Here is a 10,917-nt window from a genome sequence, read left to right as displayed (position 1 = left end):
CGGCGATCCAGCGGCGGGATCCGCCGCCCCCGCCACGGCGGACCGCAGGCGTCGTGTCTCCGTCCGCCAGCGGGCCGCGTACGCGTCACCCCCGCGCCGGGCCGCCCGCAGGGCCGCCGCCAGGTCGTCCCCGTACTCCCGCGGCGGCTCCTCGGCGAGCAGGGCCACCACCTCGGCCGCCCGCTCGGCGCCGACCGCCGCCGACGCGTCCAGCAGCGCCCGCCCCAGCCGGGGATGCAGCCCCAGCCGTGCCATACGGACCCCGCGCGGGGTGGCCCGGCCGGCCGCGTCGACCGCGCCGATCGCCGTCAGCACGGACCGCGCCGCCGTCATCGCCCCGCCCGGCGGCGGATCCAGCAGCGCCAGCCCCGATGCCTGCGGATCTCCCCAGCAGGCGGCCTGGAGCGCGAACGCGGTCAGGTCGGCCACCTTGATCTCCGGTGCCGGGAACCGCGGCAGCCGGGTGTCCTCCGCCTCGGACCAGCACCGGTACACCGCGCCCGGCGCCTCGCGCCCGGCCCGCCCCGCCCGCTGCCGGCCCGCCGCCTGCGACGCCCGTACGGTTGCCAGCGCGCTCAGCCCGCGCGCGTGGTCGACGCGCGGCTCGCGCGCCAGCCCCGAGTCGACCACCACGCGCACCCCGGGCACCGTCAGCGACGACTCCGCCACGGACGTCGCGAGGACCACCCGGCGCCGCGCGCCCGGCGCCAGCACCGCGTCCTGCACGGCCGCCGGAGCCCGCCCGTGCACCTGGAGCACGTCGACGTCGCCGAGCGCCCCGAGCTGTCCGGCGACCCGCGCGATCTCGCCCACGCCCGGAAGGAAGCAGAGCACGTCACCGGAGCGCTCGGTCAGCGCCCTGCGCACCACCGACGCCACGTGCGCCGGCAGCGCCGGGTCCACCCGCATCCCGTGCGGCGGCCGCAGCGGTCGGGCCGGCGGCGCCCACACCACCTCGACGTCGTACGCGGCCCCGTGCGCCTCCACCACCGGCGCCCCGCCCAGCAGCCGCGCCCAGCCGTCCGCGTCGGTCGTCGCCGACGCGGCCACCAGGCGCAGCTCGGGCCGCAGCGCCGAGCGGACGTCCCACAGGAACGCCGCCACCGTGTCCGCGTCCAGATGCCGCTCGTGGCACTCGTCGATCACCACCACGTCGACGCCCGCCAGCTCCTGGTCACGCTGGAGCCGCTGGAGCAGTACACCGGTAGTGACGACCTCCACGCGTGCGTGGCGCCCGACCACCCGCTCGCCGCGCACGGTGTAGCCGACGCTCTCGCCGACCTTCTCGCCCAGCAGCCAGGCCATCCGCCGGGCCGCCGCCCGCGCCGCGATCCGCCGCGGCTCGGCGACCACCACCCGCCGCGCGGGACCCGCGCCGGTCAGACCGGCCAGCGCGAGCGGGACGAGCGTCGTCTTGCCGGTGCCGGGCGGTGCCACGAGGACGGCCGTGCCGTGCGCCTCCAGGGCCTCGTCCAGGGCGGGCAGGGCCGCGCGGACGGGCAGGGCGTCCAGGGCGTCGTAACGGATCACTCGTTCAGCCTCGTATGTTCAGTCCCGTACGCACACGTGTTCAGTCCCGTACGCACACGAAGATCGCCGTCCCCGGGATCAGGTTCCCGCGCAGCGGCGACCAGCCTCCCCACTCGGCGGTGTTCCAGGCCGGCCACTCCGGCTCCACCAGGTCGACCAGGCGGAAACCGGCCGCCACTACGTCGCGCACGCGGTCGCCGACGGTCCGGTGGTGCTCCACGTACACCGCCCGGCCCTCCTCGTCCTGCTCCACGTACGGCGTGCGGTCGAAGTAGGAGGCGGCCACCGAGAGGCCCTCGGGGCCCGGCTCATCCGGGAACGCCCAGCGGATCGGGTGCGTCACCGAGAAGACGAACCGGCCGCCGGGCCGCAGCACCCGGCGCACCTCGCGCAGCACCAGGACCGGGTCGGCGACGAACGGCAGCGCGCCGTACGCCGAGCACGCCAGGTCGAAGGAGGCGTCCGCGAAGGGCAGCGCGGCCGCGTCGGCGCAGACGAGGGGAAACGATCCGCCGATCCGCAGCGCGTGCTGGAGCTGGCGGTGGGAGAGGTCCAGCGCGACCGGGCGCGCGCCCTGGGCGGCCAGCCAGCGCGCGCACTGGGCCGCGCCGGCGCCGATCTCCAGGACGTCCTTGCCCTTGAGCGCCTCGGGCGGGCCGAGCAGCTCGGCCTCCACCTCGTCCAGGCCCTCGGGGCCCCACACGAAGCGGTCGTCCCCGAGGAAGGTCCCGTGCTCGACCTGGTACTCGTCGGCGTTGCGGTCCCACCAGCCCCGGTTGGCCCGCGCGCTCTCCGCGACGTCCGAGGCGCGGCGGGTGGCTTCCGGTTCGAAGGTCTCGGGCTCTTGGATGATCGGCTCCCTCGTATTAGTCTGCGGCCACTTCCCTGCACGCGCCGGGCGTGTCACGGAAGGGGTCTCCCGGCCTGTGTGGCCTGCTGGGACGAGTTTTTGTGCCGGATTTGGGGCGATCCGCCCCGGGTGTGCGCCTTCGCGCATTGACCCTGCCCGGCTGCCCCCGTATGCTACAAGTTGCGCTGCGAGCCTGCGCTCCTCAGACCTAGCAGGCTGCGCTCGCATCTGTTGTATGTCCCCTCGGTTTTCGAGGCGCCATCAGAGTTCTCTCGGTGTGGCGCTTCCTTGGCTGTCCGGCTTCATCAGAGCGATCACGGGCTCCCGGCGTAGCAGTACCTACGACTTTCTGTCCGTAACCGGAGCCCTTTCCCACATGACGAGCAGCACCGAGACCACCGCCACCACCCCGCAGGTTGCGGTCAACGACATCGGTAACGAGGAAGCCTTCCTCGCCGCGATCGACGAGACGATCAAGTACTTCAACGACGGCGACATCGTCGACGGCGTCATCGTGAAGGTCGACCGGGACGAGGTCCTGCTCGACATCGGTTACAAGACCGAAGGTGTCATCCCGAGCCGCGAGCTCTCGATCAAGCACGATGTCGACCCGAACGAGGTCGTCAAGGTCGGCGACGAGATCGAGGCCCTTGTTCTCCAGAAGGAGGACAAGGAAGGCCGTCTGATCCTCTCGAAGAAGCGCGCCCAGTACGAGCGTGCCTGGGGCACCATCGAGAAGATCAAGGAAGAGGACGGCATCGTCACCGGCACCGTCATCGAGGTCGTCAAGGGTGGTCTCATCCTCGACATCGGCCTCCGTGGCTTCCTGCCGGCCTCCCTCGTCGAGATGCGCCGCGTCCGCGACCTCCAGCCCTACGTGGGCAAGGAGCTCGAGGCCAAGATCATCGAGCTGGACAAGAACCGCAACAACGTGGTCCTGTCCCGCCGTGCCTGGCTGGAGCAGACCCAGTCCGAGGTCCGCCAGACGTTCCTCACGACCCTCCAGAAGGGTCAGGTCCGCTCCGGCGTCGTGTCCTCGATCGTCAACTTCGGTGCCTTCGTGGACCTGGGTGGCGTCGACGGTCTGGTTCACGTCTCCGAGCTGTCCTGGAAGCACATCGACCACCCGTCCGAGGTTGTCGAGGTCGGCCAGGAAGTCACCGTCGAGGTCCTCGACGTCGACATGGACCGCGAGCGTGTCTCCCTGTCGCTGAAGGCGACGCAGGAGGACCCGTGGCAGCAGTTCGCCCGTACCCACCAGATCGGCCAGGTCGTCCCGGGTAAGGTCACGAAGCTGGTTCCGTTCGGTGCGTTCGTCCGCGTGGACGAGGGCATCGAGGGTCTGGTCCACATCTCCGAGCTGGCCGAGCGCCACGTGGAGATCCCGGAGCAGGTCGTCCAGGTCAACGACGAGATCTTCGTCAAGGTCATCGACATCGACCTCGAGCGTCGTCGCATCAGCCTCTCGCTGAAGCAGGCCAACGAGTCCTTCGGTGCCGACCCGGCCTCGGTCGAGTTCGACCCGACCCTGTACGGCATGGCCGCGTCGTACGACGACCAGGGCAACTACATCTACCCCGAGGGCTTCGACCCCGAGACCAACGACTGGCTCGAGGGCTACGAGACCCAGCGCGAGGCCTGGGAGCACCAGTACGCCGAGGCGCAGCAGCGCTTCGAGCAGCACCAGGCTCAGGTCATCAAGTCCCGCGAGGCCGACGAGGCCGCTGCCGCCGAGGGCGGCGAGGCTGCGGCTCCGGCCGCGTCCGGTGGCGGTTCGTACTCCTCCGAGGGTGCGGACACGTCCGGCGCGCTGGCCTCGGACGAGGCGCTTGCCGCGCTGCGCGAGAAGCTGGCCGGCGGCCAGAGCTGATCGCTGAGCAGTAGCTAGCTCTCTGCCGAGGGCCCGCACCCACCCGGGTGCGGGCCCGCGGTGCTTGTGTGTTCCGGTACGCGCGTTCCGACCGGCCCTGCGCGCGGCGCCGTCTGAAGGACCGTAAGTTCCGCCTGATCAAGGTCGTGGTCCGGGAATGCGCGCGTCGGCGGCGACGTTGTGCAGTAGGAACACGAGGAGGAGCGGTCCAAGTGCTTGATCCGCAGGGTTTGTACGCATGGGAGCCGAAGGGGCTGGGCGTCGTCGACATGGCGCTGGCCCAGGAGTCGGCCGGACTTGTCATGCTCTACCACTTCGACGGATACATCGACGCGGGCGAGACCGGCGAGCAGATCGTCGACCGGATCCTCGACTCGCTGCCCCACCAGGTCGTGGCCCGCTTCGACCACGACCGGCTCGTGGACTACCGGGCCCGCCGCCCGCTGCTGACCTTCCAGCGTGACCAGTGGACGGACTACGACGAGCCCGCCATCGACGTGCGGCTGGTCCAGGACGCCACCGGGGCGCCCTTCCTGCTGCTGTCCGGCCCCGAGCCGGACGTCGAGTGGGAGAGGTTCGCCGCGGCCGTGCAGCAGATCGTGGAGCGGCTCGGCGTCCGGCTGTCCGTGAACTTCCACGGCATCCCCATGGGCGTCCCGCACACCCGCCCCGTGGGCCTCACCCCGCACGGCAACCGCACGGACCTCGTCCCGGGCCATCGCAGCCCGTTCGACGAGGCACAGGTCCCCGGCAGCGCCGAGGCGCTCGTGGAGTACCGGCTCATCGAGGGCGGCCACGACGTGCTGGGCGTCGCCGCCCATGTGCCCCACTACATCGCACGCTCCCCGTACCCGGACGCGGCACTGACCGTCCTGGAGTCCGTCACCGCCGCCACCGGCCTGGTCCTGCCCGGCATCGCGCACGCCCTGCGCACCGACGCGCACCGGACGCAGACCGAGATAGAGCGGCAGATCCAGGAGGGCGACGAGGAACTCACCTCCCTGGTCCAGGGCCTGGAGCACCAGTACGACGCGGCCGCGGGCGCCGAGAGCCGGGGCAACATGCTCGCCGAGCCCGTCGACATCCCGTCGGCGGACGAGATCGGCCGGGAGTTCGAGAAGTTCCTCGCGGAGCGGGAGGGCGAGAACTGATCCGATACGCTGCCGCACGGCGGCGTGCCGCTCGTCCGCGCCCACGGCGCCACCTCCCGCGGGGGTGACCCGGCGGGGCCGGACGGTGGCCGTCGGAACAGGTCGGTACGTCCCGTGGTGGCGGGGCATGGTGAGGGGGAGGCGCGGTCGTGCTGTCCGTGGGCCTGACCGGCGGTATCGGAGCCGGCAAGAGCGAGGTGTCGCGGCTGCTCGTGGGCTGCGGGGCCCTGCTGATCGACGCGGACCGGATCGCGCGGGAGGTCGTCGCCCCGGGAACCCCCGGACTCGCGGCCGTCGTGGACGCCTTCGGCGCGGAGGTGCTTGCCGAGGACGGCAGCCTCGACCGGCCACGGCTGGGCTCCCTCGTCTTCGCCGACCCGGAGAAGCTCGCCGTCCTGAACTCGATCGTCCACCCGCTCGTCGGTGCCCGCTCCCGCGAGCTGGAGAGCGCCGCGGCCGCGGACTCCGTCGTCGTCCACGACGTCCCGCTGCTCGCCGAGAACGGCCTCGCGCCGCTCTACGACCTCGTGATCGTCGTCGACGCCGCCCCCGAGACCCAGCTCGACCGGCTCGTACGCCTGCGCGGCATGACCGAGGCGGACGCCCGCGCGCGGATGGCCGCCCAGGCGAGCCGGGACAAGCGCCTGGAGATCGCCGACATCGTCATCGACAACGACGTGCCGCTCGCCCGGCTGGAGCAGCGGGTGCGCGAGGTGTGGGCGGATCTGGTGCACCGCGCGCGGTCGTCGCGGGAGACGGACCGGGAGACAGATTGAGAGACGGATCGAGAGACGGACCGGGAGACGGATCGCGGACCCCGGGAATGACCTCGGGCATCACCCCCTGGAACAGGGCCAGGAATAGGGGTGCGCGGTCCGGGCGTTGAATCATCCCGGCAAGGGAAGGAATTTCGCGTGCCCGAAACCAGCGGTTCGACCGGACGTACTCCGGAGACGCATGTCATCGACTTCCGCGCCGCGGAGCAGCTGCTCGCGGCACGGGACCCGCGAGGCGCGGTGAAGCTGCTCGACGGCGTCATCGCGGCGCACCCGGAGAACACCGCCGCCCGGCTGCTGCGCGCACGGGCCTTCTTCGCCGCGGCGCAACTGCGGCCCGCCGAACTGGAGTTCACGATCGTCCTGGAGCGCGAGCCGGACAACGCGTTCGCGCACTTCGCGCTCGCCCGCACCTACGAGCGGCAGGGACGGCACGACCAGGCCAAGCGTCACTTCCGGCTGGCCGCCGCACTGGACCCGAAGCCGCAGTACCTGAAGGCGGCCCGCTTCGACTCCTGAGCCGGCCGTTCCGCCGTTGAGCCGGCCGTTCGGCTCCTGAGCCCGCCGCCCGCACCGGTCAGGGACGCCGGCGCTCGGGCGGGCGGTACGGCGGGACCTCGGGGCCCGGCTGGTAGTGCGGGCCCTGCCTGATGTGCTTGAGGATCATCGACAGGTCGACGGTGATGACCAGCCACAGCGCCCCGCAGGCGGCGGCCCAGCCGGGCCGGTCGGCCAGTAGGAAGGCCACGGTCCCGAAGACCGTCCAGACCACCCCCCACACGCTCAGCCAGAAGCGCAGCCGCAGTGCACTGCGCGCTGTCGTCGGCTCACTGCCCGTACGCATCAGGATCACCTGCTCCTGTCTGCAACGTACTCTCCGGCGCGGGCGTTCTCCAACCGGTCCGGGCGGCGGGCGGCGGCTGCACCGGGCGCCGCGGCAGTCGTAATCGCTGGTGGACGGCGATGAGTTCCTCTGCGCGCCCCGGTCTACCTCTGTGACAGCACCACGGACCCGCTCACACAGGAGACCCCATGTCCGAGACCGCCGCACACACCGCCGCCTCCGCCGCCTCCGCCTCCGTCACCGACGGCGGCCGACAGCCCCGGACCGCCCGTACCGCTCAGGCCACTCGGACCGCTCGGACCGGTCGGATCGTCCTGCGCGGGCTCCAGGTGCTGCTCGCCCTGTTCTACGCGTTCGCGAGCGCCCTGCCGAAGCTGATCGCGCACCCGTCGGCCGTCGAATCGTTCGACCGCATCGGCTGGGGCAGCGCGGGCATGTACACCATCGGTGCGCTGGAACTGGCCGGCGCGGCGGCCCTGTTGGTCCCGGTGCTCCAGTCGGTGGCCGCGGTCGCGCTGGGCGCGCTGATGATCGGGGCGTTCGTCGTCCAGGTCACCGTCTTCGACGGACAGAACGCGGCGACACCGCTGATCCTGCTCGTGCCGCTCGCGCTGATCGCCTGGGCCAGGCGTGGGCACAACGCCGAGCTGCTGCGAGCGGTACGGCGGCGCCGAGCGTGACCTCCGTGGCCCGCGGTCACCGTCCTTCGGGACGGCCGCCCGGGCCACGCAGCCCGTTCAGGGCGCGCAGTCTCTCGATCTCGCGGCGGTCCCGCTTGGTGGGACGCCCGGTGCCCGGGTCGCGGACGCCCGCCGGGGCGAAGTAATCGCGGGGCGGGGGCGGCGGGCTGTTGTCGACGTAGCACTGGGCGGCCACGGGCGCGCCGACACGCTTGCGGATCAGCCGCTTCACGACGACGACCCGCTCCCAGTTCTCCTGCCGTACCCGCACCTCGTCGCCGACGCGGATCGAGTGCGCGGGCTTCACCCGTTCGCCGTTCACCCGTACGTGCCCGCCCCGGCACGCGGTGGCGCCCTGGGAGCGGGTCTTGACCAGCCGTACGGACCAGATCCAGCTGTCGATGCGTACGGACTGGCCGCTCGTGGGGCCGGCCGCCTCGGCGGCGGCGATCGCGGCGGCGACCTTCGGATCGGGTGCGCCCGTGTCGTGCGCCCCGTCTGCGCCCTCTGCGCCCTCTGCGCCCTCTACGTCGTCCGTGCCGTCCGTGCTGACCGAGCCGTCCGCCATGCGTCCGCCGTCGGTGGTGCGCGCGTCGCTCGCCCCGTCCGTGTGGCTCCGCGGCGCCGTACCCTGCGCGTCCGTCGTCCGGTCCGAGTCCTCAACAGCCATGGTCCCGACTCTAGCCTCCGGGACCGGCCCCTTCCGCGGGGTTTTTCCCGGCCTCTCACGGCACTCGCCGCCATGTGGCCCGGGTGCGTGCGGGTCTACGGTGGCTGCATGGACAGCCTGGCCGCTCTGGACGCCCGGATCACCGGGTGCACGGCGTGCCCCCGGCTCGTGACCTGGCGCGAGGAGGTCGCCCGTACCCGGCGGGCCGCCTTCGCCGACCGTACGTACTGGGGACGCCCGGTGCCGGGCTTCGGTCCCGCCGACGCGTCGCTGCTGATCGTCGGCCTGGCGCCCGCCGCCCACGGCGGCAACCGCACCGGCCGGATGTTCACCGGCGACCGTTCCGGGGACGTGCTGTACCAGGCCCTGTACGACGTCGGCCTCGCCTCGCAGCCGACCTCCGTCGACCTCGGCGACGGACTGGAGCTGTACGGCGTCCGCATCACCGCACCGGTCCACTGCGCCCCGCCCGCCAACAAGCCCACGCCCACGGAACGCGACACCTGCCGGCCGTGGCTCGTCCAGGAGCTCGCCCTGCTGCGGCCGACCCTGCGCGCCGTGGTGGTGCTCGGCGCCTTCGGCTGGCAGGCGGCGCTGCCCGCGCTCGCCGCGGCGGGCTGGACGGTCCCGCGGCCCCGGCCGGCCTTCGGGCACGGCGCCCGGGTGTCCCTCGACGGGCTGGAGCTCTTCGGCTGCTTCCACGTCAGCCAGCGCAACACCTTCACCGGCCGGCTCACGCCCGCCATGCTCCGCGAGGTGCTGTGCGCGGCCGCGGACACGGCGGGACTCGGGAGCGCGCGACAGGCCCGACAGGCGCGGCACACCCGATAGTGCGGCGCACCCGATGGCGCGGCACACCCGATAGTGCGGCGCACGCGATGGCGCGGCGCACGCGATGGCGCGGCGCACGCGATGGCGCGGCGCACGCGATGGCGCGGCACACGCGATGGCGCGGCACACGCGCTACGGCCGCCACACGTACCGCACGTCCGGCTCCCGCTCCTCGTTCCCGCTGCCGTCCGTGCGCTCGACGGCCACGAAGCCGTGCCGCTCGTAGAAGCGGTGGGCCGGTTCGTTGACCTGGAAGGTCCACAGCGTCAGGCCCTGCGGGCTGCGCTCCTTGGCCAGTACGACGAACCGGTCGCCGAGGCCCCGGCCGCGCCAGTCGGGGGCGAGGTAGAGCTGGGAGAGCAGTTCGCCGTCGAGGACCATCACCCCGACGACCGCACCGGCCGTCTCCGCGACCCAGGTCTCCCGCAACGGCACCACCACGTCGCGGAAGTAGTCGCGCACGTCGTCGTCGGAGCGCGGCCTGACGACCGAGGGCAGCGCGGCGGCGAACGAGCGCAGCCAGACCTCGGCCGCCGGTCCGGCGTCGGAACCGGCGGCCCGGCGAAGCACGACGGCACGATCAGAACTCATGGGCGGTCCCCTTCCCTCACCGGGACCGGCGGCGGTGGCCGCGGTCTCCGGACAACCTCCCGATCATCCACGCCCGCTCCGACGCCCGCATCCGTATTTTCGCGAGCTGCCGTCGTATCCATGGCGTGGCACCTGTAACGCCATGGAAATATGAGCGTTCCGCTGTCTCCATAAACATGTTCTACGGTGGAGACTGCAGCCGTACCTAGCGTCCGCTGCTCACCGCCCGGCCGACGTCGTCCGAAGGCACACCCCGCCTGCGCCCGACGAAGGAGTTCCGTGCCCCGCCCCGCCGCACCCGCTCTGCCGCCCTGGCTCGCCCACACCCTGCGCACCCAGCGCGGCCCCGTTCCCTGGAGCGCGGTCACCCGAGGCGCGCTGGCCGCCGGCCCCCTGCTGCTCGCCGCCGTACTCGCCGGACGTACCTCCCTCGGTGTCGTCGCCGCCATCGCCGCCATGCTCACCGGGTTCAACGACCGGCCGGGCAGCCGCCGGGCCGCCGTCAAGCGGCTGGGGGTGCCCGCGCTCGCCGGTGCGGCCGGGCTGCTCGTCGGCACGTACGCCGGGCAGCACACCGCGCCCGTGCTCCTCACGGCACTGCTCACCGTGGTGGCCCTGGTCGCCGGCGGGGTCAGCGCCATCGGACCCGTCGCCTCCGGCGCCGCCACACAGCTGCTCGTCGCCGCCGCCATCGGCGCCGGGATGCCCCTGCCCGAGAGCGGCTGGCAGCGTGCCCTCGTCTTCCTGGCGGGGGCCGCGTGGCTGCTCCTCCTGCGGATCGCCCTGCCCACACCCGGTGCCCTCACCGGCGACTTCAGGTTCGACGGGGAACGGGAGGCGGTGGCCGGGGTGTACGAGGCCGTCGCCGACCTGCTCGACGCCGCCGGTGGCGCCCGGGCGACCGCCCGGCGCGCCGCGCTCACCGCCGCCCTCGACCACGCCCAGGACGCACTCGCCGGGCCCCGGCTGCGGCGGCACGGCGGTTCCGCAGCCGAGCGGCGGCTGCACACGCAGTACGCCGCCGCGCTGCCCCTGGCCGAGGCCGCGACCGCGCTCGCCTGGGCGGGGGAGGAGGTGTCCGGGAGGACCGGCGAGGCGCTCCGGCGGCTCGCCGCCGCCGTGCG

The 10,917-nt window shown here is 73.1% G+C and carries 11 protein-coding genes and 1 pseudogene; 7 read left to right on the top strand and 5 right to left on the bottom strand.

Annotation, left to right across the window (positions count from 1 at the left end):
* Together ABT085_RS37315 and ABT085_RS37310 are read right to left on the bottom strand one after the other, a co-directional pair.
* Window positions 1–1,530, bottom strand: a 1,530-nt coding sequence (locus tag ABT085_RS37315; protein WP_351618578.1) for a DEAD/DEAH box helicase, incomplete at its 3' end; no start/stop codon positions are given.
* A gap of 40 nt (window positions 1,531–1,570) precedes the next feature.
* Entirely contained in the window at window positions 1,571–2,437 is an 867-nt protein-coding gene (locus ABT085_RS37310) for a class I SAM-dependent methyltransferase (RefSeq protein WP_502982898.1), read from the bottom strand.
* 319 nt (window positions 2,438–2,756) lie between these two features.
* Here ABT085_RS37310 and rpsA point away from each other — a divergent pair, with 319 nt between their 5' ends.
* The 4 genes from rpsA (at window position 2,757) to ABT085_RS37290 (ending at window position 6,696) form a co-directional block, all read left to right on the top strand.
* Window positions 2,757–4,250, top strand: a complete 1,494-nt coding sequence (gene rpsA, locus ABT085_RS37305) for a 30S ribosomal protein S1 (RefSeq protein WP_152895055.1) — start codon at window positions 2,757–2,759, stop codon at window positions 4,248–4,250.
* 212 nt (window positions 4,251–4,462) lie between these two features.
* Window positions 4,463–5,401: a PAC2 family protein gene (locus ABT085_RS37300; RefSeq protein ID WP_351618574.1), complete on the top strand. Its 939-nt coding sequence runs from the start codon at window positions 4,463–4,465 to the stop codon at window positions 5,399–5,401.
* 149 nt (window positions 5,402–5,550) lie between these two features.
* The gene (coaE, locus tag ABT085_RS37295) at window positions 5,551–6,177 is read left to right on the top strand and encodes a dephospho-CoA kinase (RefSeq protein WP_351618571.1); all 627 of its coding nucleotides are present in this window, start codon (window positions 5,551–5,553) and stop codon (window positions 6,175–6,177) included.
* A 138-nt stretch (window positions 6,178–6,315) separates the two neighbouring features.
* Complete coding sequence (locus tag ABT085_RS37290; protein WP_162469890.1) at window positions 6,316–6,696, top strand: tetratricopeptide repeat protein; 381 nt, start codon at window positions 6,316–6,318, stop codon at window positions 6,694–6,696.
* A gap of 58 nt (window positions 6,697–6,754) precedes the next feature.
* Here the strand turns inward: ABT085_RS37290 and ABT085_RS37285 are convergent, their stop codons facing one another.
* The gene (locus ABT085_RS37285) at window positions 6,755–7,021 is read right to left on the bottom strand and encodes a DUF6343 family protein (protein ID WP_351618568.1); all 267 of its coding nucleotides are present in this window, start codon (window positions 7,019–7,021) and stop codon (window positions 6,755–6,757) included.
* Between the two features lie 188 nt (window positions 7,022–7,209).
* Between ABT085_RS37285 and ABT085_RS37280 the strand changes: the two genes are divergently transcribed.
* Window positions 7,210–7,701, top strand: coding sequence for a DoxX family protein (locus ABT085_RS37280; protein ID WP_351618565.1), 492 nt, complete (start codon window positions 7,210–7,212; stop codon window positions 7,699–7,701).
* 16 nt (window positions 7,702–7,717) lie between these two features.
* Here ABT085_RS37280 and ABT085_RS37275 read toward each other — a convergent pair whose 3' ends face one another.
* Window positions 7,718–8,269: an RNA-binding S4 domain-containing protein gene (locus ABT085_RS37275; protein ID WP_502982899.1), complete on the bottom strand. Its 552-nt coding sequence runs from the start codon at window positions 8,267–8,269 to the stop codon at window positions 7,718–7,720.
* 210 nt (window positions 8,270–8,479) lie between these two features.
* Between ABT085_RS37275 and ABT085_RS37270 the strand changes: the two genes are divergently transcribed.
* The gene (locus ABT085_RS37270) at window positions 8,480–9,202 is read left to right on the top strand and encodes a uracil-DNA glycosylase (protein ID WP_351618559.1); all 723 of its coding nucleotides are present in this window, start codon (window positions 8,480–8,482) and stop codon (window positions 9,200–9,202) included.
* A 132-nt stretch (window positions 9,203–9,334) separates the two neighbouring features.
* Here ABT085_RS37270 and ABT085_RS37265 read toward each other — a convergent pair whose 3' ends face one another.
* On the bottom strand, window positions 9,335–9,793 hold the full coding sequence (locus ABT085_RS37265; protein WP_351618556.1) for a GNAT family N-acetyltransferase: 459 nt from the start codon (window positions 9,791–9,793) through the stop codon (window positions 9,335–9,337).
* A gap of 279 nt (window positions 9,794–10,072) precedes the next feature.
* Between ABT085_RS37265 and ABT085_RS37260 the strand changes: the two are divergent.
* Window positions 10,073–10,917, top strand: a pseudogene (locus tag ABT085_RS37260) (FUSC family protein); the annotation flags it as partial.

The sequence above is a fragment of the Streptomyces sp. NPDC002265 genome (genome assembly GCF_040296125.1).
GTDB lineage: Bacteria > Actinomycetota > Actinomycetes > Streptomycetales > Streptomycetaceae > Streptomyces.
The sequence above is the reverse complement of the archived record's forward strand: the minus strand, read 5'-3'. Positions and strand labels throughout refer to the sequence as shown.